This is a genomic window from Arthrobacter sp. PAMC 25486 (assembly GCF_000785535.1).
In the GTDB taxonomy this organism is placed as follows: domain Bacteria; phylum Actinomycetota; class Actinomycetes; order Actinomycetales; family Micrococcaceae; genus Specibacter.
Genome location: NZ_CP007595.1, coordinates 826,389 through 852,201, shown reverse-complemented (window position 1 = coordinate 852,201; position 25,813 = coordinate 826,389). Strand labels below are relative to the sequence as shown.

General features: G+C 63.0%; 19 protein-coding genes. 17 read left to right on the top strand and 2 right to left on the bottom strand.

The window, feature by feature from the left end:
• The first annotated feature begins 188 nt into the window (after window positions 1–188).
• From art_RS04035 to art_RS03955, 17 genes are all read left to right on the top strand, one after another.
• A complete protein-coding gene (locus tag art_RS04035) occupies window positions 189–2,489 on the top strand; it encodes a PQQ-binding-like beta-propeller repeat protein (RefSeq protein WP_082000090.1) in 2,301 nt (766 codons plus the stop codon).
• 29 nt (window positions 2,490–2,518) lie between these two features.
• Complete coding sequence (locus tag art_RS04030; protein WP_038462604.1) at window positions 2,519–3,145, top strand: hypothetical protein; 627 nt, start codon at window positions 2,519–2,521, stop codon at window positions 3,143–3,145.
• A gap of 10 nt (window positions 3,146–3,155) precedes the next feature.
• Entirely contained in the window at window positions 3,156–5,456 is a 2,301-nt protein-coding gene (locus art_RS04025; protein WP_082000089.1) for a PQQ-binding-like beta-propeller repeat protein, read from the top strand.
• Window positions 5,457–5,557: 101 nt separating this feature from the next.
• Complete coding sequence (locus art_RS04020) at window positions 5,558–7,819, top strand: PQQ-binding-like beta-propeller repeat protein (RefSeq protein WP_038462601.1); 2,262 nt, start codon at window positions 5,558–5,560, stop codon at window positions 7,817–7,819.
• A 49-nt stretch (window positions 7,820–7,868) separates the two neighbouring features.
• Window positions 7,869–8,942: a hypothetical protein gene (locus art_RS04015; protein ID WP_038462598.1), complete on the top strand. Its 1,074-nt coding sequence runs from the start codon at window positions 7,869–7,871 to the stop codon at window positions 8,940–8,942.
• A 118-nt stretch (window positions 8,943–9,060) separates the two neighbouring features.
• Window positions 9,061–10,233 carry a substrate-binding domain-containing protein gene (locus art_RS04010; protein ID WP_038462596.1) on the top strand — a complete coding sequence of 391 codons (1,173 nt, stop codon included), beginning with the start codon at window positions 9,061–9,063 and terminating at the stop codon, window positions 10,231–10,233.
• Window positions 10,234–10,412: 179 nt separating this feature from the next.
• On the top strand, window positions 10,413–11,738 hold the full coding sequence (locus art_RS04005; protein WP_038462593.1) for a sugar ABC transporter substrate-binding protein: 1,326 nt from the start codon (window positions 10,413–10,415) through the stop codon (window positions 11,736–11,738).
• A gap of 79 nt (window positions 11,739–11,817) precedes the next feature.
• Window positions 11,818–12,747: a carbohydrate ABC transporter permease gene (locus art_RS04000; RefSeq protein WP_038462591.1), complete on the top strand. Its 930-nt coding sequence runs from the start codon at window positions 11,818–11,820 to the stop codon at window positions 12,745–12,747.
• Window positions 12,744–13,673: a carbohydrate ABC transporter permease gene (locus art_RS03995; RefSeq protein ID WP_082000087.1), complete on the top strand. Its 930-nt coding sequence runs from the start codon at window positions 12,744–12,746 to the stop codon at window positions 13,671–13,673. Before art_RS04000 ends, art_RS03995 begins: the two co-directional genes overlap by 4 nt.
• Window positions 13,670–14,689, top strand: coding sequence for a hydroxyacid dehydrogenase (locus tag art_RS03990; RefSeq protein ID WP_253901467.1), 1,020 nt, complete (start codon window positions 13,670–13,672; stop codon window positions 14,687–14,689). The genes art_RS03995 and art_RS03990 overlap by 4 nt, the downstream gene beginning before the upstream one ends.
• Window positions 14,690–14,754: 65 nt before the next feature.
• On the top strand, window positions 14,755–16,185 hold the full coding sequence (locus tag art_RS03985; RefSeq protein WP_038462587.1) for a sulfatase: 1,431 nt from the start codon (window positions 14,755–14,757) through the stop codon (window positions 16,183–16,185).
• Between the two features lie 81 nt (window positions 16,186–16,266).
• Window positions 16,267–17,799: a DUF3604 domain-containing protein gene (locus tag art_RS03980; protein WP_052135977.1), complete on the top strand. Its 1,533-nt coding sequence runs from the start codon at window positions 16,267–16,269 to the stop codon at window positions 17,797–17,799.
• Window positions 17,800–17,993: 194 nt separating this feature from the next.
• On the top strand, window positions 17,994–18,701 hold the full coding sequence (locus tag art_RS03975; protein WP_082000086.1) for a DedA family protein: 708 nt from the start codon (window positions 17,994–17,996) through the stop codon (window positions 18,699–18,701).
• A 132-nt stretch (window positions 18,702–18,833) separates the two neighbouring features.
• A complete protein-coding gene (locus tag art_RS03970) occupies window positions 18,834–19,793 on the top strand; it encodes a metal ABC transporter substrate-binding protein (RefSeq protein ID WP_038462586.1) in 960 nt (319 codons plus the stop codon).
• Entirely contained in the window at window positions 19,790–20,587 is a 798-nt protein-coding gene (locus art_RS03965) for a metal ABC transporter ATP-binding protein (protein ID WP_082000085.1), read from the top strand. The genes art_RS03970 and art_RS03965 overlap by 4 nt, the downstream gene beginning before the upstream one ends.
• On the top strand, window positions 20,584–21,453 hold the full coding sequence (locus tag art_RS03960) for a metal ABC transporter permease (RefSeq protein WP_038462584.1): 870 nt from the start codon (window positions 20,584–20,586) through the stop codon (window positions 21,451–21,453). The genes art_RS03965 and art_RS03960 overlap by 4 nt, the downstream gene beginning before the upstream one ends.
• Window positions 21,454–21,487: 34 nt before the next feature.
• A complete protein-coding gene (locus tag art_RS03955) occupies window positions 21,488–21,886 on the top strand; it encodes a MauE/DoxX family redox-associated membrane protein (protein ID WP_038462583.1) in 399 nt (132 codons plus the stop codon).
• Between the two features lie 368 nt (window positions 21,887–22,254).
• Here the strand turns inward: art_RS03955 and art_RS03950 are convergent, their stop codons facing one another.
• Both art_RS03950 and art_RS03945 read right to left on the bottom strand, forming a co-directional pair.
• On the bottom strand, window positions 22,255–23,733 hold the full coding sequence (locus art_RS03950; RefSeq protein ID WP_038462581.1) for an MDR family MFS transporter: 1,479 nt from the start codon (window positions 23,731–23,733) through the stop codon (window positions 22,255–22,257).
• 196 nt (window positions 23,734–23,929) lie between these two features.
• Window positions 23,930–25,627 carry a sodium:proton antiporter gene (locus tag art_RS03945; protein WP_038462580.1) on the bottom strand — a complete coding sequence of 566 codons (1,698 nt, stop codon included), beginning with the start codon at window positions 25,625–25,627 and terminating at the stop codon, window positions 23,930–23,932.
• Window positions 25,628–25,813 lie beyond the last annotated feature (186 nt).

Here is a 25,813-nt window from a genome sequence, read left to right as displayed (position 1 = left end):
TGGACACCACCCAGGTGAGGTAGGTCATACTATTGGAGAACGCTTTCCGAACTATTGGTCGATCAAGATCGAACATTCGAAGGCGCCGTGGGATGACAGTGCAGAACCGCTGATTGCGCCAGCATGGGACCACAGCAGCGCAGAAACAAGCGTCAGTCACAGTTCTTGCCTTCAGCAAAGGAAATTCAATGCAGAATTCATTTTTGTCACGTCGGACAGTTGTCAAGGCGGGAAGCGCTGCAGGATTGACCGCCATCCTTGCCGCAGCCGGTGCCAGCGCCGCCTCAGCCGCTTCTCCGCTGGGAAGCAGCCCGGCGTCAGGGGAACACCACGTTATCGACCTGGGACCCGCCGTCGTACAGTTCTCTCTCATGAGCGCCAAGCGCGTTGGCAATATTCTCTACATCGGTTCACGCAACCTGGAACCGGCCCGCATTGTTGCCCTCGACCTGGGCAGCGGCCTGATAGTAGGTGAAACCGAGCTGAGCAACGGCGATACCGTCCAGGCCCTCGATGTCAACGACGCCGGTACCATTCTTTATGCCGGCATCAACCAGAAGGCGAAGGGCCCGCAGCCCAACCTGTTCAAGTGGGAGCTGGCAGACCTGGGCCAGGCCGCCAGCCCCATTGGAACCATGGGCGACAGGGATGTGCGTGACATGAGCGTGGCACCCGATGGCCACGTGTTTGCCGTGGGCGGCGGCTCGGGCACCCCGCCTGCATTGTGGGAATACGACCCGGAGCTGGGCACAGTAGTGAGCAGGGGAATTCCTGACACGGGCGCAACCCAGGCCCGCGCCGTGGCCGCAACCGACTCAACCGTTTATTTCGGCGCCGGCAGCTCACTTGCCGGCAGCGCTGACACCAGCCGCGCCTGCCTCTACGCATACGACCGAGCCACCGGCGAACACACGCTGATAACGCCGTCGGAAATGGAAGCAGACCCCAGCATCCGCGACCTGGAAGTCTTCGGCAACCAGCTCCTGATCGGCTCCTCCTCCTCACTGGAACCGGCCAAGGTTGCGGCCATGGACCTGGGCGATCCGGGGAGCTACCAGATCGCCGTTTCCCTCGGCACCACCGCCAAGAAGTTCGCGCGCATCGGCGACGTGGTCTACTTCGCCAACGACGATGGCCTGTGCCAGTACAACCTGTCCTCGAACACCGTCAGCAGGTTGGAGTTCGAAGGGGCGGAGCTCGGTGGAATCTGGGGTGTTGACGCCCACAACAACTCCATCCTGGCCACCTCGGCCTTCGGCTTCGTGGCCACCATCGATCCCGTCGCAGGCACCAACTCCACCACGGATCTGGGGGAGGCAGGTGCCAGGGCAGACGCGCAAAAAGTTATGGGTCTGGCAGCTGGCGGCGGCTACATTTACGCGGGCGGCAACGGCACCATCGCCCGCCACTCCGTGCACGGCGCGCCCACCGCCTACCTCCGTGCACCCGGCGAGGCGAAGGATGCGCTCATGGTGGGCAGCACCCTCTACACCGGCCAGTACAGCGGTGAGGGCATCTGGATGTACAACCCCGATGACGGCCAGCCGATCCGCCAGGCCGCGGCGTTCCCAAAGGAACAAAACCGGCCGCTGGACGTTGACTGGGACCTCACCAACCAGCTTGTCCTGGTAGGCAGCCAGTCGGACACCGAGGGTGGCGGGTCGCTGTGGACCTATGACCCCGCCACTGGCGAAGCGAGGTGGTTCAGCAACCCCATCGATGCCGTCCAGCTGATCCGCGGTGTCGCCTCCCGCGACGGCATTGCCTACCTCGGAGGCGGTGGTCCTGCCCTGCCAGACGGTGGCACCATCGTCGCCTTCGACCCCCTCAAAGGCGAAGAGCTCTGGCGGATCGACCCGCAGGGCTCCGGCACGGCCGCCATGGCCATGGAGGGACGCAACCTCTACGCGCTCTCCCGCCAGGGCCTGATCACCGTGGTGGACGTCGTCACCCGCAAGGTCATCCACCAGGCCGATGTCAGTGCCCTGTCCCACGGCTTCGGTGCCATGATCAACAACAACGGTGTGGTTTACGGAGCCTCCTACACCAACGTGTTCCGCTTCGACCCGGCCACCTTTGCCGTGGAAACCGTCCTCGCAGATACCGAGGGCGGCTGGTACAGCGGTTCCCACCTCACCAGCGATGAGTCCGGCAACATCTACACCCTCCAGGGGCGGAACCTGGTCCGTCTCGAAGTTCCCGCACGTCCTCAGGTGGCGGTTGAGGTTTCAGCCCGCTCCATCGGCGGGAGCATAATGCTGCAGGTCAGGGCCGTCAATGCGGAGAGCGTCCCGGTGGAGGTTTCCCTCTCCACCCCCTACGGAAAAAAGCACTTCAACAATGTCCAGCCCGGCAAAAACGCCTTCCATGCCTTCTCCGTCCGTTCGGCCACCCTGCCCGCCGGTGAAATCACGATCCAATCCAGCGCCGTCATCGGCGGCCTGCCCGTGAGCAGCACCCGCACCGTTCGCTACATCTCATTCAAGTAACACCACACTGTCAAGACAAGGAATCAACCATGAAGAAATCAACCACCACCCGCGTTGCCATGACCGCCGTCGGAACTCTCCTGCTAGCCGGGGTGGCCGGTGCCGCCATCGCAGAAGATGCGCAGCTGGGCGACAACAACGTCGGCGTCAGCGTCGAGATTGCGCCGCTGACCACCCCGGGCATCCTCGCCATGACGGTGGACGGCAGCTCAACGGCGCTGCTCGAGAACAACTCCACCGCGCTGGGCCGCACCTTCACCGGCACCCTGCCCACCGTCACCGTCACTGACACCCGCACCGCCGACGAGATCCCCGAGGGTGCCGCCTGGTATGTCCTGGGATCCTCCTCCGTGTTTACTGGCGACGCCGGCCAGCCGGAGATTGGTGCCGAGCATTTGGGTTGGGCGCCGCGATTGACTGTAGAGGACGACGCCGGACTGGTCGCCCCGGGCGACACCGTCGACACCGTGCTGGATGGGGGAGTCAACGGGGTGGGCCTGGCCGGGCAGGAATTGTTCGCCATTGCCGCAGGATCCGGGGAAGCAGCCGAGGGAAACAGCCAGTGGTCGGCAACAGCCGACCTCACCTTAAAGACCGGGGTCGATGTTCCGGCCGGGAACTACAACGCAACCTTGACGCTGTCACTCTTCGAGTAAAGGAACTCCAATGCAGAACTCTTTCCTCACGCGCAGGACAGTTATCAAGGCCGGGGGTGCAGCTGGGTTGACGGCAATTCTTGCAGCGGCCGGCGCAGGCTCGGCCTCCGCCTTTTCACCGCTGGGCAGCAGCCCGGCGGAAGGGGAGATCGGCGTCTTCGATCTGGGACCCGCCGTCGTACAGTTTTCCCTGATGAGCGCACAACTGGTGGGCGACACCTTGTTCATCGGCTCACGTAACGTGGAACCGGTCCGCATCGTGGCCCTGGATATGCCCAGTGGCCGCGTGGTTGGCCAGACCGAGCTGACGACCGGCCACACCATCCAGACCATGGCGGTCAATGCGTCCGGAACTCAGCTGTATGCCGGCGTGCTCCAGAAGAGCACGGGGCCGCAAGCCAACCTGTTCCGTTGGGACCTTGGCGACTTGGGCACGCCGGCCGTGGCCATCGGCACCATGGGCGACCGGGATGTCCGCGATATGAGTGTGGCCCCTGACGGGCACGTGTTCGCCGTGGGCGGCGGGTCTGACACGCCGCCGGCCTTGTGGGAGTACGATCCAGCGGCAGGCACGGTGGTCAGCCGCGGCATCCCCGAACCAGGTGCAACACTGGCCCGTGCAGTTGCCGCGACGGACACCACGGTGTTCTTCGGGGCCGGCAGCACCCTCGCCGGCGGCGGAAACGCTGCAGGTGCCTGCCTCTACGCCTATGACCGGGCCACCGGCGAGCACACCCTGGTGACACCTCAGGAAATGACAGCAGATCCGAGCATCCGCGACCTGGCCATCTTTGGGAACCAGCTGATCATCGGTACGGCAGAACCGTCCGGATCCTCCAAGATTGCCGCCATGGACGTTGACAACCCCGGCTCCTATCAGGTGTTCACGGCCGGGGGCGTCACGGTGAAGACCTTCGCCCGTATCGGGGAGGCCGTCTACTATTCGAGCGATGCCGGTGTCAACCGTTACGACCTGGCCACCAACCAGACCTCGCCGGTAGACTCCGACGGACCTGAGTTGGGTGAGATCTGGGGCATTGATGCGTTGAACGGCAAGGTGCTGGTGACGTCCGGCTTCGGTTTCGTTGCGGAGATTGACCCCGCCACCGGCCGCTGCGTCTTCACCGATCTCGTGGAGGCCGGCACGGAAGCCTCTGCCCAGACCACCATGGGCATGGCAGCCGGCGGCGGCTACATCTATGTGGGCGGCAACGGAGCTATCGCCCGCCACTCCATGGACGGCGAACCTACCACCTACCTGCGGGCCCCGGGTGAGGCGAAGGACGCCATCATGCTCGGCAGTGCTCTCTACACCGGCCAGTACAGCAGCCAGGGAATCTGGAAATACGATCCCCAGGACGGCCAGCCGATCCGCCAGATCGCCAGCTACCCGAAGGAGCAAAACCGCCCCCTCAACGTCAGCTGGGACGAGTCCAACGGGCTCATTCTGGTGGCAGCCCAGTCCGACACGGCAGGAGGCGGATCCCTCTGGACCTACGATCCGGCAAGTGGGGCGGCAAATCATTTCATCAACCCCCTTGATGACACGCAGCTGCTACGTGCCGTGGTGGCGCAGGACGGGGTGGCCTATGTCGGCGGTGGCGGACCGGCAACCGACGACGGCGGCACCATCGCCGCCATGAACCCGGTGACAGGCGCTGTGCTGTGGAGCCTGCCACCAGCGGACAGCGGCGTTTCTGCCCTGGCGATCCACGGCAACAACCTCTACTCGCTGTCCCGAAGGGGCACCATCACCGTGATCGATGTGGGCACCCGCACAGTTGTTCACCAGAGCAGCATCAGGGAGCTGTCCTACGGCTTTGGCGCCATGGTGACCAACCAGGGGGTCGTGTACGGTGCGTCGAAAACAAACGTGTTCCGTTTTGACCCCGTGACGTTTGCTGTTGAGACCGTGCTGGCCGACACCGCCGGCGGCTGGTACAGCGGCTCCCACCTGACCCAAGACGAAGCCGGAAACATGTACACCCTCCAGGGGCGCAACCTGGTCCGCATCGAGGTTCCCTCGCTGCCTAAGGTATCGGTGGAGGTCTCCGCCCGGACTGTGGGGCGCAATACGATGTTCCAGGTCCGAGCCGTCAATTCCGAGGCCGTGCCCGTCGATGTTGCCCTCACCACGGCTTACGGAGACAAACGTTTCAACAACGTCCAGGCGGGGAAGAACGCCTTCCACTCCTTTACCGTCCGCTCGGCGTCACTGCCTGCCGGAGTCCTCACCGTCCAATCCCGTGCCGTCATGGACGGGGAATCGGTGACCAGCACCAAGACTGTGCGCTACAGCGCCTTTCACTAGTACAGCCCGTCGACGGCGGTCCGCCCCGGTGCACCCGGGTGCGGACCGCCGTCGGACCTATCCAACTGCTTCGCATGATCATTTCCGGGACGGAGAATTGCATGGACAACGACTTATCGCTCAACCGGCGCCGCCTGCTGCAACTGGGAGTTGCAGGGGGAGCCGGCCTTTTCCTGGCAGGAACGGGGACTGCGCTGGCCGCCGAAGCCGAGGGGGCTTCGCCCCTGCACATCACTGACATGGGTTCCGGCATTGAAATCTTCACCATGATGTCAAGTGTCATGGTGGGCGACACCGTGTACCTGGCCACCCGCAATATTGAACCCATGCAGGTGGTTGGTTTCCACCTGCCCAGCCGCACCGTCACCAGCGTCACGGACGTATTCGGGGAAAGCACCCAAGCCCTGGCAGTGGACCCGACCGGACAGTACATCTACGGCTGTGTGCGCGTGGGTGGCGGAATTGGTGCCCGGCTGTTCCGGATAGACCTGCAGGCGCCGGGCCTGCCCATGGAAGCTTTGGTTGACGTCGCCGACCTTGAACCCTTCACCATGGCCATCTCGCCGGACGGCGTGGTGTTCCTGGGTGGACGTGAAACCGGACCGAAAGTTCGCCAGTATGATCCCCGTACGGGGGTCCTGAGCACGCTGGCCATGCCGGATCCATCAGGACAATACGGCAGATCCCTGCTGGCCACCAGAGAGACCGTCTACTTCGGATTGCGGGCGCGGCACCCTGAAACGGGCGCCGCCGCCGCCGGCCTGTACAGCATCGACCGCAGCACCGGCGTCTCCACCTCGATCCTTCCCCCGGAGTTGGCAAAAACCAGCGAAATTCGCGATATCACGCTCGTGGAGGACCAGCTGGTGCTGGTCAACGGATCCATTGGCGCCATCATGGAGGTGGCGGACCCAGCCGCATACCAGGTCCTGCGTTCACCCATCAACATGGGCAAGCTGCCCAGGGAGATGAACGGTCTGATCTACTTTGCCGGTGCGGCAGGCGTCGTCGAGTACAACCCTGGCACTGAAAAGTTCCGCACGGTGAACGATCCCAGCGTAGTGCTTGGGGCCGTGTGGGGGCTCTTCCCTTATGAGGGTAAACTGCTCGTCATTTCTGCCTTCGGCCTGGTGGTGGAAATCGAGCCGGAAACGTCCGTTACGGTGGTCCATGACCTGATCCAGCTCGGGGCGCCTGTCGGACCCCAACTGGCCATGTCCATCGCGGTGGGTGGCGGCAGCGCCTATGTGGGCGGCACGAATGCCATTGCCCGCCATGACCTGTCCAGCGGCGAGGTCCGCAACATCATCGGCACGGATGAGGCGAAGGACATGCTGATGGCGGGTGGCGTTCTCTACACCGCGCAGTACAGCGGCAAGGGCATCATGGCCTTTGACCCGGCCCAGCCGGAGAAGGGACTGCACCTGCTGTCCGCATTGCCGCAGGGACAGAACCGCCCCCACGATGTGCTCTGGGATCCGCAGCGCGCCCGGCTCTACTTTGGCAGCGGCTCGGACGCCAATGTGTACGGCGCACTCACGGTATTTGACCCGGCCAAGGCCGTCATCGAGTCCTTCCACGCCGATCCGTTCGGGGACAAGCAGCAGGTGCGAACCATTGCCCAGCAAGGTTCCACATTGTTTCTGGGAGGCGAAGCCGTGGGCCGCAGCCAGGTCCTCGCATGGGATCTGAACACGCAGAGTGAACTGTGGCGGTTGTCTTTCGATTCCGCCCCCGACGCAGTGTGCGGCCTCGTGGTCGACGGCGGACGACTGTACGTTTTGGGATATAAGGGCAAGTTGCACGTCGTGGATATTGCCGCACGCGCCGTGGTGCATTCCGCGGCGTTCCCTCAGCTCATGCGGAACTGGGGATCGTTGTCAGTCATCAACGGTGAAGTTTACGGTGTCACCAGCGACGCATTCTTCCGCCTTGACAAGTCCACCCTGGTCCCTGAGGTGCTCGTGGCTGAGCTGGCCGCGGATTGGTTTGGTGTTCCCCGGGTTGCCGTGGATGAGGCCAACCAGGTTTATGCGATCAAGGGGCGGAACCTGATCCGCATCAGCGGCCTGGACACTCCGCGGGTTGCTGTCACTGTTAATCCGCGCTGTGTCGCCGGAAAAGTGGTGCTGCAGGTCGTAGTCGTGAATCAGGAATCCGAGCCCGTGAATGTGCAGATTACAACGGAGTTTGGCAACAAGACTTTTACCGGCGTACAGCCTGGCAAGAACGCCTTCCATGCGTTCACCACCCGCAGCAAGGCCATCAGTGCCGGCGAGGTGCAGGTGGAGGCCAGCCGCGGAGCCGGAACCATGGTGTCCGGTACATCGTCGGTGCGCTACGCCATCAGCGAGTGCGGCTAAATTGCCGGCAAGCAGCACGGGGCAGACAGTACAAAACTAAGGAAGAACCATGAAAACCCATCCGGCAACAACACCGACCCGAATCGTGGCACCCTTGGCCGCGGCGATGCTGTTGTGCACCTTGCTATTCTGGCCGGGAACGTCCCCTGCCCATGGCGATGACGAGCCGCCACCCGTGACCTGGTCCGTTGTACCTGCTACGGCAGATGGTCCTGACGGTCGCAGTTGGATTGATCGTGCGGTGGAACCAGGCACTACCGCACAGGAGCATCTAGCGATCCGGAACTTGGGCACGGTGGACGCTTTGTTCCGGATCACCGCCAAGGATGGCTACTACACCGCTGCCGGCCGGTTCAACATGCTCGAATCCGGCCAGGAGTCTCTCGGCGCCGGGACATGGGTCCGGGTGGTTGACCAGGTTGCTGTTGCGGCCGGCAGAACCGTGGTGGTGCCCTATACCATCACTGTTCCGGAGAACGCCACCCCCGGCGACAACGCCGCCGGCATCGCTGCCTCCATCGTCAGCACGGGCGCCTCTGCCAGCGGCGACCAACTGCAGGTGGAGAGCAGGATGGGTTTCAAGATGCTGCTGCGCATCAGCGGTGAACTGGCTCCGGCTGCCGTGGTTGAGAACGTCCGGGCAGCCTATCGGATGTCCTGGAATCCCCTTGCCCCAGGCTCGGTGGATGTCTCGTACTCGGTCCGAAATACCGGGAACACCCGGCTGGTTCTCAACGATGAAGTGACCGCCGCCGGGGCCCAGGCGCCCCCACGGGATGAGGACACTACCGTGGAAATGTTGCCCGGGGAAGAACGGGATTTCGCGGCCACGGTTGCGGGCGCCTGGCCGGTGGGGCTGGCAACGGTCACAGTTCGGCTGATGGGGCACGTCCCTGACGCGGAACAACAGGCAGCCGCAGGCGCCCCTGCCCTTGCTGACGTCCGGGCCGAAAGCAGGGTCATTGCCATGCCGTGGCCCCAGCTGCTGGTTCTGGCAGGATTGCTGCTTTTGTTCTTCGGCCTCCTTCGGGGACACAGGAAGCGACGAGCTGCTGTGGAAGAACTCATCGCGCAAGCCCGCCGCGAGGGCGCGCAAATGGAACGCACACGGCAGTATCTGTGACAAGGACGGCGGCCACCGCACTCAATGTTTTCCGTAACAACTGTTGACTTCATCTGAAAAGTACGCTGTAGTTCATACATGTGCAAATGCACATTACTAAACAGGCTGGGGCAGAGGAATGTTGACAGGTGAACGCCGGGGGTGGATCCTCCGTGAAATCAGGCGTAGCGGCTCCGTAAATGTCACAGAGTTCGCCCAGCAGGTCGGCGCCTCCGGAATGACCATCCGGAGGGACCTGGCAGCACTGGAGGCCGAGGGGGCGCTCCAACGGGTCCACGGGGGAGCGATCAGCGTCCCGGTGCCGGCAGCGCCCATCTTCCGCCCTGGCCGCACGGACACCGGGCCGGGTACGCGAGCAGGCCAGACCACTGGCGCACGCCTGGCAGGCCGGGCAACCGCTGGCGCCCGCGGTGTTGTTTCACGACCGCCCATGCCCACCATTGGACTGGTCATGCCCAGTGCCAGGTACTACTTCTCGACCGTTGTCAGTGGCGCCGAGTCCGCAGCCCGGGACCTGGGCGCACGGCTGGTGTTGGCCGTGTCCAACTATTCTCCCATTGAAGAAGAGCGACAGATTCAGCGTTTGCTAGCCAGCGGCGTTGACGGGCTCATCGTCACCTTCAGCCAGGATTCCCTGGCCAACACCCCCACCTTGGGCTTGCTGGCATCCGCCGAGATCCCGATAGTTGTCGCGGAACGCCCCATCGACGACGTCCAGGACGACCTGCAGCTGGAATCCGTGCGAAGCGACCACCAGCGTGGGGCGGAAATTGCCACTAATCACCTTCTTGGGTTGGGGCACCACCGGATAGCACTCTGCGCTCGAAGGAACAGCCCTACAACCGTCGGCGTACGCAAGGGTTACCGCGTGGCTCTTGAGCGGGCGGGACTTGAATGGTCCGAGGACATGGTGCACTCATTTGGCGCCAAGCACGAGGAACCGGAAGAGCTGCGGGAGGAGATTGACGCCATGCTCGACTCGATTCTCATCTCCGAATTCACCGCTGTGCTGCTGCTCAACGACCAGGATGCCCTGACTTTTGTGGACAGCTGCCAGGCCCGGAACATCCGCATCCCCCAAGACCTGGCCATCGTCGCTTACGACGACGAAGTCGCCTCCATGGGCGCAGTGCCCCTGAGTGCAATCGCTCCACCAAAGTACGACGTGGGCTACCAGGCCGTGCAGATGTGCCTGGACCGCATTGACGCGCCCACGGGCAAAACAACAGCCCTGCGGCAGGTGAGCCTGTCGCCGACACTGGTGATCCGGGAGTCCTCCGAAATGCCCTGATCGGCCAGGTCTACGTCGGTCAGGTCCACGACTTCCCCTGCATTCCATCGCCGCCCCGGCTGTTCAAGTTTGTTCACTTGCCTGACAATGTTCACTATTGAGTGTTTTATGGAGGTAGCTCATGTGGCTTAGCGCACATGAACAACACCCTTCGTTTTGGATTTCAAAGGAGAACACTCATGAAGCGTCGCCAGTTTATTATCGGGGCAGCCGGCCTGTTTGGCACCGGTCTGCTCATGACCGCCTGTGGTACCAGCGAGACCCCGGGGGCGGCGGAGCAGCCCGCCGGCAAGCCAACAGGCACACCTAAGGGTGAGATCATGTTCTGGTCCTCGTTGGCCGGCATGGAAGATGTGACAAAAGCCTTCAACGCAAGCCAGAGCAATATCACGGTCACCTTTGAAACCATCCCCAACGGTGTCCAAGGCGGTTATGCCAAGCTTGCCACCGCCATCACCGCCGGCGACGGACCCGATGTGTCCACTGTTGAGTACCCGCAGCTGCCGCAGTTCGTCAGCAACGGCCACTTGGTTCCCCTGAATGAGCTGATCGACAAGGCAGCTACGGTCGACAAGCTCTCGGCACAGATCCGCGGCCAGGTTGAATTCGGTGACAGTATTTACGGCCTGCCCTATGATGCGGCCCCGCAGATCTTCTGGGTCCGCAAGGACCTGCTGGACGAAGCCGGAGCTGATGTACCCAAGACCTGGGCAGAATTTGAAGAAGTGGGCAAGAAGCTCAAGGCGGTCAACCCGGACCGCTACCTGGCCAGCTTCAACCCGAACGAAGTCCCGATCACCGCTGCCCTCGCCTGGCAGGGCGGCGGCAAGTGGTTCACCACCGAAGATGACAAGTGGAAGATCGGCATCAATGACGCCGCGACCATGAAGGTCGCCGACTTCTGGCAGAAGATGATCGACGAAAAGATCGTCAAGGTGCAGCAGGCAGCCAGCGATGAGTGGGGTATGGACCTGGCTCAGGGCAATGTGGCCGGTGTCATGGGTGCCAGCTGGAGCGCCCGCAGCCTGCAAAAGCGTGTTGAGAATGCTGACCAGAAGGGTGCCTGGATTGCCGCGGAAATGCCCACCTGGGGCGAAGCTGCCGGTGCCTTCTACGGTGGTTCCAGCTTCAACGTCACCAAGGGAAGCAAGAATCCCGAGGCAGCCGCTGCCTTCATCACCTACCTCACCACGGATCCCCAGGCCATTGAAGCCCGCGGCAACGGCGGTGCTGCCGTTATCGCCTTCCCTGGCCTGACTGCAGTTGCACAAAAGGCCTTTGACTCCAGCTTCTTCGGAAACGACATCTACGAGGTCTTCGACGCAGCGTACAAGACCATCACGCCAGGCTGGCAGTGGGGCCCGAACTGGGAAATTTCCAAGACGGCCATAGGTGATGCCTACGGCAAGCTCACCAACGGCGGCACCGTCGGCGAAGCCATCACGTCGGCGCAGAAAGCCACCGTTGAAGGCTTGAAGCAGACTGGCCTGTCCGTAACTGAATAGCAGTAATTTGGTGGGCCGCCCGGACCCTGGTTCGAAGCAACAGCAGAGGCCGGGCGGCCCACTATTCTAGGAGAACAGCATGGCCACACAGGCACCCGCAGCACCCGTGCGCTCCAAGCGCACAGCCACAGGAAACAGCGGTCGGACCGCAGCATTGTTCCTCACCCCCTTCTTCACCGTATTTACCGTGGCCATGGTCGCCCCGGTGTTTTACTCGCTGTATCTGAGTTTCTTCACCGAGCGGAAGTCAGGACTGGGATTCGGTGATCCAGTCACCACCTTTGTGGGACTTGAAAATTACGTCCAAGTCCTCCAGTCCGAGACCTTCATCAGCGGCTTGCTTCGCCTGGTCGGATACTGCCTCATGTACATCCCGCTCATGGTGGGCGGCGCCGTCGTCTTCGCCCTGCTCCTGGATGCAGGCGTGGCCCGGGCACGGAAAATGTTCCAGTTGCTCGTCTTCCTGCCGCACGCGGTCCCCGGGGTCATCGCAGCACTCATCTGGGCCTACCTTTACACCCCGGGCATCAGCCCCCTGGTCCAGGCCCTGGAAGCCGGCGGCATCCAGATCAACTTCCTGGACGCCACCATGGTCCTGCCCTCCATTGTGAACATTGCCGTCTGGGAGTGGACCGGTTACAACGTCATCATTTTGTTCACCGCACTGCAGGCGGTGCCCCGCGAAATCCTTGAGGCTGCACGCGTGGACGGCGCCAGCGAGCTGCGGCTCTCCCTGAGCATCAAGTTCCCGCTGATCACCTCAGCCTTGAGCGTCATCATGCTCTTCACCATGATTGGCACCCTGCAACTGTTCAGCGAACCCATGATTCTCTCGAAGGCAACATCGGCGATCACTAGTACCTGGGTACCGAACATGTGGGCCTACGATGCTGCCTTCAACCGGCAAAACCTCAACCAGGCAGCGGCAGCATCCATCATCATTGCCTTGCTGGCAGCTCTCCTGTCCTTCTTTGTCACACGATTTAGCAACAAGGCCAACAAATCATGAGCACTCAAATACTTAATCGCCCCGAAAAGAAGCGGTCCGAGAAGAACCGCACCCCCGATGTGCCCTCGAAACAGAAGGGTTCCAAGCGTGAGGGCGGCTTCGCCAGCAAGTTTACGGTCAATGGCCTGTTGGCCCTCGGTTGCGCCTACATGGTCATTCCAGTGCTGTGGCTGCTATTTGCCTCCACCAAGGACACTGCGGACCTATACGGCACAGACGCGTTCAGCTTCGGCAAATTCTCGCTTTTCGCAAACATCGCCAATGTGGCCGAGCAGGACGGCGGAGTCTTCCTCCGCTGGATGCTCAACTCCATCACCTACGCAGGCTTCGGCGCCGTTGTTGGCGGCCTGATCGCTGTCATGGCCGGCTACGCCTTCGACAAGTTCAACTTCCGCTGGAAGGAGTCCTTCTTCGGCGTCGTCCTTGTGGGCGTACTGGTTCCCAACACGGCCACCGTGCTGCCCATGTACCTGCTGGCGTCACAGGTTGGCCTGACCAACACCATGTGGGCCGTGTTGATCCCGGTCCTGTGCAACCCCTTCGGCGTGTACCTGGCCCGCGTGTACAGCTCCGGCTACATTCCGATGGAAACCCTCGAAGCGGCACGCGTTGACGGTGCCGGACCCGTCCGCTCGTTCTTCTCCATCGGCCTGCCCATGATGATGCCCGGCTTCGTCACCATCGGCTTGTTCCAGTTTGTTGGTGTGTGGAACAACTTCATGTTGCCCCTCGTCATGTTGCAGAGCCAACACCTGCTGCCCGTCAGCGTGGGCATTTCCCTCTGGCAGGGACACTCAGTCGCCATGCCAGACTACGCACCCATGGTTATCACCGGATCCTTCCTCTCCATCATTCCGCTGCTGATAGCGTTCATCATGTTGCAGCGCTTCTGGAAGTCAGGACTCACCGCAGGAAGTGTCAAGTGAGCAACAACGAGGAAAACCTCAAGGTGGCACTGGCCATGTCCCAGGCCGTGTCCCACAGAATCTTCCCGGCCAGGGTGCTGGACTATCTTGAATCCGGTGCCACCCTGCTCAACCGTGAACCAATGACTGAGTTCTCCAGCGAGCGTTCCCTTGCCCTGCTGGCTGAAGCGCAGGCCCTGGTCACAGGCTGGGGATGCGCCATGATCAACGACGAAGTGCTCCATGCCGCGCCGAATTTGCGCTACATCCTGCATGCCGGCGGCACCGTGAAAAACCATGTGGACAAGGTATGTTGGGAGCGCGGCGTCGAGATCAGCACGGCCGCCGATGCCAACGCCATCCCCGTAGCTGAGTACACGGTAGCCATGGTGATCCTGGCGAATAAGCGTGTGCTGCAGGTGGGACGTAAAGTCCACACGCTCCGCACAATCGTCCATGCCGAGGAGGAATATCCCGACCTTGGCAACTACAACAAGCGGGTCGGCGTCATTGGCGCCTCTAAAATCGGCCGGCACGTGATCCGGATGCTGGGGCAGTACGAGCTTGAAGTGGTGGTGGCAGACCCCTTCCTGTCCGACGCCGAAGCAACAGCCCTCGGGGCGGCGAAGGTGACGCTGGCGGAACTTGCCGCCACATCCGACGTCGTGAGCTTGCATGCACCGTCCCTGCCTTCCACCTTGAACATGATCAATGCCGAACTGATTGCCAGCTTCAAGCCGGGTGCCACGTTTATCAACACGGCCCGAGGAGAGCTCGTCGACCAGGCCGCACTTTTGGAGCGAATTCAACAGGATGACCTGTTTGCGGTGCTGGACGTGACGACTCCCTGGGACCTGCCCTCGGATTCCGGCCTCTTCACCCATCCCAACGTGCTCGTCACCCCACACATGGCCGGATCCCTCGGAACCGAACTCGAGCGCTTGGCCATGAGCACCGTGGGAGAGGCGCACCGCCTGGCGCGCGGGGAAGCCTTGAAATTCAGGCTTCCGCCGGAGCAGCTGGACCTGACCGCCTGACCCGTCGTCTACGGCCGTACACCTCATTCATCCCTGACCCGGGACTCAACAAGGAAGACCTCATCATGCCCCTACAGACTGCTCGCCGGCCGAATGTTGTTTTGATTTTGACTGATGATCATGCTGCGCATGCTGTGGGTGCGTATGGGTCGTTGGTGAATGAGACGCCGCGGATTGATGAGATCGCGGGGAATGGGTGGGTGTTGGCGAATTGTTTTGCCACGAATGCGTTGTGTTCTCCGAGTCGGGCCTCGATTTTGACGGGTACGTATAGCCATGTGAATGGGGTGAGGACGTTGTCGACGCCGTTGGATAACAGCCAGCCGACGTTTATTTCCTTGTTGAAGGAGGCTGGTTACCGTACGGCGGTGGTGGGGAAGTGGCATTTGGGTGAGGGGGAGGGGCATGATCCGCAGGGTTTTGATTACTGGGATGTGTTGATTGATCAGGGGGAGTATTTTGATCCGACGTTTCTCTCGCCTGCAGGGCGCCGGACCGTGCCGGGGTATGCCACGGATGTCATCACGGATTTAGCGTTGGAGTGGGTGCAGGGGTTGGAGGGGGAGGAGCCGTGGGTGGTGTTGATCAACCACAAGGCCCCGCATCGTCCGTGGCAGCCGGATGCGAAGCACGCGAACATGTATAAGGATCCGATTCCGGTGCCGAGGACGTTCACGGATGATTTAGCCACACGTTCGGTGGCGACGCGGCGGGCCACGATGGGTGTGGCGGAGTTCTTGAACATGGCCGATTTGAAGGAACTACCGCCGGAAGGGCTCAGTTTTGAGGAGTTGGCGGTGTGGAAGTATCAGCGTTACATGGAGGATTATTTGGCGTGTGTGGCCTCGGTCGATGACAATGTGGGGCGGGTGACGGACTGGTTGCGGGCCAGTGGGCAGTTCGAGGACACCTTGTTGATGTATACCTCGGACCAGGGCTTTTTCCTGGGTGATCATGGCTGGTTCGACAAGCGCTTCATGTATGAGGAAGCGTTGCGGATGCCGTTCGTGCTCAGCTACCCGGCGGCCCTGGCGCCCGGGAAGACGTTCCACGGGATCACCACGAACGTTGATGTCGCGCAGCTGATCCTGGATGCTGCCGGGGTGGCTCATCATGAACGGATGCAGGGCCGGAGCATTTGGCCGGAATTGCGCCAGGCGCCGGTGGCCGGGCCCGTGGAGGGCATGTATTACCGCTATTTTGAGAACGATGATGCCCAGCACCGGGCCCCGGCCCATTACGGGTACCGGAGCGAGCGGTACAAGATCATCTACTTCTACAACGACGGGTTGGGGTTGCCGGGCACCGGCAGAGCCGTGTTCCATCCCGAGTGGGAACTCTATGACCTGGTGGCGGATCCGGAAGAGATACGCAACGTGTTCCACGACCCCGCCTATGCTTCGGTGCGGGCGCAGATGCAGGTGAAGTTGTGGCGGCGCCAGCACGAGGTCGGTGATGAACCGCACCACTCCCAGGCCCGCCCCGTCGGCGCCTAAGAATCGGGCACCCCCGGAACGGGCTGTGCGCCCGCCCCCCTTTTTCAATGCTTCATGTCATTAGTTTGGAGACTTTTTACCATGGCTCTTATCCGTCCCCAGTCCGGCCTTGGCGCGTATGCCGGCATGGCCGCCTATGCCGGAGACCTGCATAACCACTGCGCGATCAGCTACGGCCACGGCACCCTGGCCGACGCCTACCGCAACGCCCGGTTGCAGTTGGACTTCGCGACCGTGACCGGCCATGCTGCCTGGCATGACATGCCCAGCGAGCCGGCGCATGTCAGTGACTACCACAGTGCCGGGTTTGCCCGGCTGCGCGGGCACTGGCCCGAGGTGCAGCGGCTGACTGAGGAGGTCAACGTGGACGGGTCCTTCGTTTCGTTGCTGTCCTTTGAGTGGCATTCGATGACGTACGGGGACCACTGCGTGTACTACAAGTCGGGCACGGGGCCGCTGGAACCGGCCCAGGCACAGTCCCTGGAGGAACTACGAGAGGTGCTGCGCGGTCTGGGCAAGGCAGGGCTGGAAGCGTTCGTGATCCCGCACCACATCGGCTACCGTGCGGATCGGCGCGGGATCAACTGGAACACCTATGACCCCGAGCTCTCACCGGTGGTGGAGCTGGTCTCGATGCATGGCTGCGGGGAAAGCGCCGACGCGCCCCGGAACTACCTGCATACCATGGGCCCGCGCGATGCCGGCTCGATGGCCGACAGGGGCCTGGAACTGGGCAACACCTTCGGGTTCATCGGCTCCACCGACCACCACAGCGCGCACCCCGGCTCCCACGGCCACGGCCGCGCCATGGTCTGGGCCGAGGAACTCACCCGCGACGGGATCTGGGACGCGATCAAGAACCGCCGCACCTACGCCGCCACCGGGGACCGGATCATGCTCGCTACCAGCATCGACGGGCACCCCATGGGCGCCGAATATACGAACCCCGGGATGCGGGAAATCACTGTCGAGGTCCTGGGCGGAGACACCGTGGACTACGTGGAAATCATGCGTAATAACGAGGTCATCGCTAAAAGCGGCCCCACCGCCGTGGATGCCTTCGAGTTCGACGGCATGCTCGCCGTCAGCGTCGGCTGGGGCGAAGTCGGTGTCCTGAACCGGTGGAACGTCCAGATCGAGATCCGCGGCGGCCGCATCCAGGGCGTGGAACCGCGCTTCCACGGCTACGACATCGTTGAACCCAGCGCCGCGGAACCCGACAGCTTCAGCTTCTCCCACTGGGACCAACAAGACGCCCAACACCTCTCCTTCACCACCGAAACCCACGGCAACCCCAACGTGCTCACCGACGCCACCCAACAAATGGCCCTGCACGTCACCGGTAACAAAAACACCGTCCTGTCCGTGACGTTCAACGGCAAGCAAGTCCACCGCACCATCGGTGAACTCCTACGCGGGCCACAGTCCGAGTACCTCGGCGGCTTCCTCACCGGCGCGATGCTCCTGCACCGCGCCGTCCCCCACACCGCCCGCCACCTCACCATCGAGCACACCGACACCGGAACCCAGGCCCCCCGCGACCAGTACTACGCCCGCGTCCGCCAACACAACGACCACTACGCCTGGAGCTCACCAACCTTCATCAACAACTAACCCACCCCAGCTGCCCGACAGCGGCTGCCACGACGGTGTTTCGCCCCGCTCCCACGGCGTCGAGGCCCTTGGACACTCAGGGAAACCCCCGGGGCAAAACCGGGGGTTTCCCCCATGGTGGTGCATCCGTTGCATGCGTAGCGTTGGAGCCATGGACATCCACGCACTGACCCGGCCGGCTGCGAGCCGCCACCATGATTGAGTTCCTGCTGTCCGTGTCCGGCCACCCGTGGAGCTATGTGGTGGTGGCACTCTGCTGTCTCGTGGATGGGTTCTTCCCGCCGATTCCCAGCGAAGCGCTCGTGGTTGGCATGGCGTCTCTGGCTGCCTCCCAAGGCGGGCCGGGACTGTGGCCACTGTTGTTGGCGGCAGTCGTCGGAGCCTTTCTAGGCGACACCCTCGCCTACGTCCTCGGGCGGAGGATGGGTGTCAGCCGTTTCGCCTGGATGCGGCGCCCGGTGATGCAAAGGGCGTTTGCCAAGGCCGGCAGAGAACTTGAAAGCAGGGGAGTCTCCATGATTCTAGTGGCCAGGTTCGTCCCCGTGGCCCGGGTGGCCGTCAATCTCACCGCCGGTGCCAGCAACTACCGGTCACGGAAATTCGTCGCCGTGACAGCGCTCTCCGCAACGTTGTGGGGAATCTACTCTGTGGGAATCGGTGCGCTGGCGGGAGTCTGGATGCGCGAGCACCCCCTGTTGGCGTTGCTGGCGGCGATTGCGGTGGCAGGATTGTTTGGCCTTGCCCTGGAGAAGGCAGCCGGCGCCTTGCGCACCCGTCGTGCGGCAGCCCGGAGCACGGTGTCCCGGAGCGCTGCGGCTCATTGTTCGGCAGGGGAAGAAGTGCCGGGTTCGGCAGGGGAAGAAGTGCCGGCGAGGCCTCTGGCGGCGGCTTCCCGCGAGTAGAGTCGTGCGCCGTCGCAGACCGGAAATAATCGAGGGCCGGTGTCATGGGAGAACTCACCACCCACCCGCGACACCATAGGTTTCGGCCGTCCGGCTTTTGTTTTTTCGGCATACCTAAATTACTGTTGTGGCATGTCAACTCATCCCTACCGTTACCCTCGTCCCCTCCGCCGCGCCCTGGCAGCCGGCATGGCCACACTTGCCCTGGCCGGCTGCACCACTGCGGCCTCCACCTCCGTGGAAGGCGCTGGCAAGGACCGCCCGGTCGTCCTCACAACGTTTACGGTCCTTGCCGACATAGCCCAGAACGTGGCGGGGGACAGGCTCACCGTCGAATCCATCACGAAGGCCGGCGCCGAGATCCACGGCTACGAGCCGACACCCGGCGATATCCGCAAGGCTGGCAAGGCCGATCTAATCCTGGATAACGGCTTGGGCCTTGAAGCCTGGTTCGAGCAATTCGTGCAGGACGTCAAGGCACCCCACGCCGTTGTGACGGAAGGCGTGGAAACCATCAACATCGCCGAAGACGCCTACAAGGATCTCCCCAACCCGCACGCCTGGATGTCGCCCAAAAACGTACAAATATACGTCAACAACATGGTGGACGCCTTCCAAAAATTGGATCCCGCAAACGCCGCGTTCTACGAAAGCAACGGGGCCGCCTATAACGCAACCCTGCAGCAAGTCCAGGACGGCCTTGTCAAGGACCTTGCCGTGCTGCCCTCGAACCAGCGCGCCCTGGTGAGCTGTGAAGGCGCCTTCTCCTACTTGGCCCGCGATGCCGGACTCACTGAGAAGTACATTTGGGCCGTCAACGCAGAACAGCAGGCCACGCCCCAGCAAATCGCCGGCACCATCGAATTTGTCCGGACCAACAAGGTACCTGCAGTATTTTGCGAATCCACTGTCTCCGCTGCCCCCATGGAGCGGGTGGTGGAGGCTACCGACGCAGTCTTTGGCGGTACGCTCTACGTCGACTCGCTGTCCGAGGCCGATGGCCCCGTACCCACGTATTTGGACTTGATCCGGCACGATGCGAACGTCATCGTCGAGGCGCTCACCGGCGCCCCACAGGGAGCCACGCGATGACCGCCGCCATAGACGTCAACGCCGTGACGGTGCATTACGGGGACGTGTTGGCCTTGGAACAAGCCACGCTGAAACTGGAAAGGGGCCGGATCTGCGGCCTGGTGGGGATGAACGGCTCGGGCAAGTCCACGCTGTTCAAAGCCATCATGGGCCTGGTGAGGCCCGACGCCGGATCCGTCACCATCGCGGGCGGCACACCAGCCAAGGCGAGGAAGTCCGGCGTCGTCAGTTACGTTCCGCAAAGTGAGGACGTGGATTGGCAGTTCCCGCTCTCGGTCCACGACGTGGTCATGATGGGCCGCTACGGCCACATGGGCATGGGCCGCCGTCCCAAGAAGGCTGACAGGCTGGCAGTTGCTGACGCTCTCGAGCGGGTGGAGTTGAACGATTACGCCCAGCGCCAGATCGGCCAGCTCTCCGGCGGGCAGAAGAAGCGCACCTTCGTGGCCCGGGGAATCGCGCAAGGTGCCACCACGCTGCTGCTGGATGAACCATTCGCGGGCGTGGACAAGCGGTCGGAGGCAACGATCAGCACGCTGCTCAAGGAACTGGCCGGCGAAGGCGCCACCATCCTGGTCTCCACCCACGACCTGCACGCCCTGCCGGACCTTGCCGACGAGGCGGTCCTGCTCATGCGCCGTGTGCTGCTGCACGGTCCGCCCCGAGAGGTGCTGCGGCCCGAAAACCTTGCCCTGGCCTTTGGCTTGGACGGTAGCGAGTGCCTCGACGGCTTCGACGGCCTCGGCCGCAAGAGCGGCCTGGCCGCCATGGACCGCAGCGGGGCCGTACTGTGAGCATCTTGGAGTTCCTGCTGGAACCTTTCGACTACGTTTTCATGCAGCGCGCCCTGGCCGTCACGGTGGTTGCCGCCGTCGTGTGCGCCGTTTTGTCCTGCTGGCTGGTCCTCATCGGGTGGTCGCTGATGGGAGACGCCGTCTCTCACGCCGTGCTGCCGGGCGTTGCCCTGGCTTACATTGTGGGTGCGCCCTTCGCCGTCGGGGCGGTCCTCTTCGGCTTCCTGGCCGTGGCGCTGATCGGTGCGGTGCGCGACACCAGCCGGGTCAAGGAGGACGCCGCGATAGGCATCGTCTTCACCACGCTCTTTGCCCTGGGCCTGGTGCTGATATCCGTCACCCCAAGCCAGACCGACCTGACCCACATCATCTTCGGCAACCTGCTGGGGCTCAGCCGCGGCGACCTCGTCCAGGTCCTGGTCCTCGGTGCCATCACCCTGGCAGTCCTGCTTTTCAAGCGGCGGGACTTCACCCTCTACGCCTTCGACCCCACCCACGCCCACGCCATCGGCCTGAACCCGCGCATGCTGGGTGCGTTCCTGCTGGGGCTGCTGGCACTGACCTCAGTGGTGGCATTGCAGGCGGTGGGGGTGGTGCTGGTGGTGGCCATGCTCATCATCCCAGGCGCCACGGCCTACCTGCTCACCGACCGTTTCGGCCGGATGCTGGTGCTGGCGCCAACCATCTCGGCCGCTTGCGCCGTCGTCGGGCTCTACGCCAGCTACTACCTGGACGCGGCATCCGGGGGAATGGTGGTCCTCACCCAGGGCGCGGCGTTCACTCTCGTGTATTTGTTCAGCCCCCGCCACGGGCTTATTGTCACCCGGGTCACTGCGGCACGACGGCGGAAGCTGGCTACCGCCTGAGGCCCGGCTCGGTGCCGCATGCGATCATGGACCTATGAAAGTAAAGACGCTCAATGCCTGGTCCCTGGCCGTGTTGCTGGGGGCCAGCGCAGTTAACCACCTCCGCAACCCCGAGTTCTACTATCCAGTAGTGCCGCCGTCCCTCTGTAATGACAAGGGAGGGAGGTTTGGCCTGATGACGCGCCACCAATGGGTGCTCGCCTCGGCGGCTCCGGAGGCGTTGGCGGCGGTCGGGCTGCTGGTCCCACGAACCCGCAGGGCTGCGGCCACCGCCACCACGGTGATGTTTGCCGGATTCACCGCGGGGCACCTGTCGGCATTGCGGCGGGCATGGGGGCCGGATGGCACGCCGTCTGCCCGGCGCATCCATGCGCTGCGGCTTCCCCTGCAGGTGCCCCTGGTGGCTTGGGCGTGGAGCGCACGCCGGTCTTAATCGACAGGCCGCTGCTGGTGGTTCCACAGCAACCGCAGCAGCGGAAAATAGGCACTGGCTCGACCGCGCGGACCTCATCGGGGAGGGCCGCCGTCCACCATCGCCTTCCCGACGCGTTCCACCCTGACTCCAAGACGTGCCCGTTGCCGTTACTGCGCAATCCGCTACGCCCCGGCAGGGCTCATCTGCCCCAGCGGACGCACAGGCCACCGCGGCCATGGTGGGCCTTCAGCATCACCATGCTGTGGCAGTTGCCAGGTGCGGGTGGATGCCTTGGCACTTCCTGGTTCCCGAGTTGTGGCCCGCAGCAGAAAGCGGCGCAAGTCAGGGATTTGTCCGTTTTCTGCAGTCAAGTTGTGAAAGGTGGGCTAGTGGGTCTCTTTGACGAGCTCCACTGTGGCGGCCTCGGTCGCGGAGGAGGGTGCGGCGTCGGACTTCCCCATGAAGGCGGCGATGACCACGATACCCAGTGAGACAAAAGCGGCAACCAGGAAGCCGGCACTGAAACCACTGGTCTCGGCTGCAAGCTCATCCTTGCCGGCAGCGGCTGCTGCGATGGTTCCGGCGGACATGACGCCAACCAGAAGGGCGGTTCCGGCGGCGCCGCCAAGCTGCTGGAGCGTGGCCAGCAGTGCCGATCCGTGCGAGTGCAGTGAGTGTGGCAGCGGGTTCAAACCGGCAGTGAAGGCCGGCGTGAAAATGAGTGCCAGCCCCAGGGACATGATCAAGTGCAGGCCGATGATCATGACCAGAGGCGTGGCCTCGTTCAGTTGGGTGTAGCTGAACAGGACGGCCGCCAAGAGCAGTCCGCCGGGGATCAGCAGCGGTCGGGCGCCCACCTTGTCGAAAAGTTTGCCAACGAAGGGCGCCAGCAGACCCATGAGGACACCGCCGGGAAGCATGACCAAGCCGGTGGTCAGCACGTCGAGGCCGCGCACGTTCTGGAGGTACATGGGAAGGAGGATGATGACGCCGAACATGGCCAGCATCGCCATGACCATCAGCGCCAGGGCGAGCGTGAACTGGCGGTACTTGAAGGGGCGCATGTCCAGGTGGGCGGAGTCGGTGCGCTGCAAACGCAGCTGCAGGAGCACGAACGCGACGAGGAACACGAGGGAGACGCCCAGCGAGATGAGTGCGATCACGTGGGTGTTGCCTTCGGGGGAGCCGATGCCGCTGAGGCCGTACACCAGGCCGCCGAAGGCGGGAATGGAGATCAGCAGTGAGGGGACGGAGAGTTTCGCCTTGCTGCGTTCGCCTCCGGGCTGGAGGAGCCGGGCGCCCAAAATCAGGGCGAGGATGGCGATTGGCAGCACCAGCAGGAACATGAAACGCCACGACAGCGAATGCAGGATCAGCCCCGACAGCGTGGGCCCGATTGCGGGGGCCACCGAGATGACGATCGACACGTTGCCCATCACGGCGCCGCGGCGGTGCGTCGGCACCAGGTCCAGGATGGTGGTCATCAGCAGCGGCATCATGATGGCCGTGCCCGAGGCCTGGATGACACGCGCGCCCAGCAGCACCTCAAAGCCTGGGGCGAGCCCGGCCAGCAGCGTTCCGGCAGAGAACAGTCCCATCGCCAACAGGAAGACGGTGCGGATCGGCAGGCGCGTGAGCAGGTAGCCCGTGGTGGGAATGACGACGGTCATGGTCAGCATGAACGCCGCGGCCAGCCACTGAATGGCCGACGGCGACACCTGGAACTCGACCATCAACTTTGGCAGCGCCACGTTCATGATGGTTTCGTTCAGGATCACCACAAACGCCGAGACAAGGAGCACGCCGATGGTGGTACGGTCCCGGGCGGAGAGCCTGTCGAGGGCTTGAACGGGGGAGGTTGACATGGAGAGGTCCTGATCTGGAAAGCAAAAAATTAGGGCTGCCGGCTCGCTTTGAGTCTGTGGATGATGACGCCTGCGGGACAGTTCACATGTGCCAGCGCTGGGACGTCCCGAAGTATTCCCTCTGCAGAAGAAATAGTTTATCTGGGTTTCCTGATGCTTGTTCCATTGCGGGCTGGCGGCAACACAGTCCTGTCCGTCAGCCGGCGTGGGTGCCGCGCATCTCAAGGGCGATTTGTGCGGCGTCGAGGTTGGCAAGGGCATTCGCCAGGATGTCCGCGTCGAAGATGCCATGGTCGCGCGCATCCAGCAGTGCCTCCCGCTGCGCCGCGATGACATCCAGCTGTCGCTGCTTTGCCACCCTGAAGTCCTCCTGGGACGGTGGGCCAGCGGGCCGTGGCGGTTCCTGTTCCTCCTCTGTCCCCGGCACCGCGACTGCCCCGGCGCTCGATGCCATGAGTTCCATGACCCGGTTCCACTCGGTGCTGGACTGCTCCTGGACCAGGGCCTGATCGGTTTCAGGTGTGATGCGGCGCAGCAGTGGGCCAATGGTGCCGCCCTGCAGGAGCAGGGACATGACCGCCACGGAGAAGGCAATGAGCACAAGAACGGACCGCTGCGGGGTGTCCTCGGGGAGTGTCTGCGCCGCGGCCACGGTGACGGCGCCGCGCATGCCCGCCCAGACGACCGCGGTTCCCTCCCGCCAGCCCAGTGGTTCCCGGAGGAAATAGTCGATGTCGGCAAGGGTTTGCGTGACACGGTGCGTGAACATGTTGATCCGGCGTTCCGAGGCCTGCCGTCCACGGGGATTGGTGACACCTTTGAAGACCTCCTGCTTCCCTTGCGGCGTGGCCAGTTTCTGCTGCATGTCCTGCAGTCGCGGTTGCCAGGTGGCGTTGCGGGTGGCCCGTCGCGAGAGAGACCCGAGCAATGGGGCAACGTACGCTGCGCGGACCAGGATTGTCAGGATCAGGGCGCCGGCGGCGATGAGGACAGCGACCCCAACCCCGGCATGGTCTTGCTGAACGTGCGTCACGATTGACTTGATCTGCAGGCCCATAGTTAGGAAGACCGCACCCTCGAGGACCAGCTCCACGGTGCGCCAATTTTGCGAATCCGACAGCCGGTTCTGGGGTGAGAACTCGCGTGGCGCACGGATCCCGGTCACGAGCCCTGCGACGACGGCGGCAACCAGTCCGGACGCACCAAAGAGCTCGGCAGGGACTGCGGCAATAAACGGCACGGTGAAAGAAATGACGGTGTTGACGGTTGGTGCGCTCATGCGCTTTCGCACCGCGAGGTTGAGCCACCCCACTACCAGGCCAACGATGAGGGCGATCACCACCGAGTAGGCAAACGTGCCGACCGCGCCCCAGAACGAGAACGAGGCGGCGGTTGCGACGATCGCGGTGCGCAGAATCACGAGGGCCGTGGCGTCGTTGAGGAGACTCTCGCCGTCGAGTATTGCCACAACCCTCTTGGAAACAGAGGTTCGTTTGATGATCGAGGTTGCCACTGCATCCGTGGGGCTGACGATCGCACCCAGGGCCACACCCCAGGCGAACCCGAGTCCGGGGAGGACCAGCATGAAGAACAAGCCCAGCAGAAGCGCGCTGCCAACGACGAGGACCACGGACAGGCCGCTGATGGCACCGAATTCACGGCGGAAGTTCATGGCCGGCATCGACACTGCGGCCGAATAGAGCAGTGGTGGCAGGACGCCCTCAAGGATCCACGCGGGTTCGATGTAGACGGAGCCGAACATCGGCAGGAAGCTCGCTGCAACACCAACCGCCACGAGCACAAGCGGCGAGGCAATCCCCAGGCGCGGACCCAACAGGGTTGCGGCGGCGATGACCAGCAGGGCGGACACGATGACAACCAGCAGTTCGACCATGGGTAAACATTTGCAGCATATTGGGTCAGATTCCCAGTGTTACCCCAGCTTTTTCTCCTGCGGTCGCGATTTGTGGGTCGGTTCCTTTTTGCCCTCCGCCAACTCGCAGTAGTTGTCGCCCTTTTCGCTTGGGACAGCAACAACTGTGAGTTGGTGGAACCGCCATGGCAAATAGAGCGGTTTTCA

Coding starts and splice junctions, on each gene's coding strand:
- art_RS04010 (WP_038462596.1), top strand. CDS start 9,061: ATGTTGACAGGTGAACGCCGGGGGTGGATCCTCCGTGAAATCAGGCGT.
- art_RS04020 (WP_038462601.1), top strand. CDS start 5,558: ATGGACAACGACTTATCGCTCAACCGGCGCCGCCTGCTGCAACTGGGA.
- art_RS04015 (WP_038462598.1), top strand. CDS start 7,869: ATGAAAACCCATCCGGCAACAACACCGACCCGAATCGTGGCACCCTTG.
- art_RS03980 (WP_052135977.1), top strand. CDS start 16,267: ATGGCTCTTATCCGTCCCCAGTCCGGCCTTGGCGCGTATGCCGGCATG.
- art_RS03970 (WP_038462586.1), top strand. CDS start 18,834: ATGTCAACTCATCCCTACCGTTACCCTCGTCCCCTCCGCCGCGCCCTG.
- art_RS04025 (WP_082000089.1), top strand. CDS start 3,156: ATGCAGAACTCTTTCCTCACGCGCAGGACAGTTATCAAGGCCGGGGGT.
- art_RS03955 (WP_038462583.1), top strand. CDS start 21,488: ATGAAAGTAAAGACGCTCAATGCCTGGTCCCTGGCCGTGTTGCTGGGG.
- art_RS04000 (WP_038462591.1), top strand. CDS start 11,818: ATGGCCACACAGGCACCCGCAGCACCCGTGCGCTCCAAGCGCACAGCC.
- art_RS04005 (WP_038462593.1), top strand. CDS start 10,413: ATGAAGCGTCGCCAGTTTATTATCGGGGCAGCCGGCCTGTTTGGCACC.
- art_RS03965 (WP_082000085.1), top strand. CDS start 19,790: ATGACCGCCGCCATAGACGTCAACGCCGTGACGGTGCATTACGGGGAC.
- art_RS03975 (WP_082000086.1), top strand. CDS start 17,994: ATGATTGAGTTCCTGCTGTCCGTGTCCGGCCACCCGTGGAGCTATGTG.
- art_RS03995 (WP_082000087.1), top strand. CDS start 12,744: ATGAGCACTCAAATACTTAATCGCCCCGAAAAGAAGCGGTCCGAGAAG.
- art_RS04035 (WP_082000090.1), top strand. CDS start 189: ATGCAGAATTCATTTTTGTCACGTCGGACAGTTGTCAAGGCGGGAAGC.
- art_RS04030 (WP_038462604.1), top strand. CDS start 2,519: ATGAAGAAATCAACCACCACCCGCGTTGCCATGACCGCCGTCGGAACT.
- art_RS03985 (WP_038462587.1), top strand. CDS start 14,755: ATGCCCCTACAGACTGCTCGCCGGCCGAATGTTGTTTTGATTTTGACT.
- art_RS03950 (WP_038462581.1), bottom strand. CDS start 23,733: ATGTCAACCTCCCCCGTTCAAGCCCTCGACAGGCTCTCCGCCCGGGAC.
- art_RS03945 (WP_038462580.1), bottom strand. CDS start 25,627: ATGGTCGAACTGCTGGTTGTCATCGTGTCCGCCCTGCTGGTCATCGCC.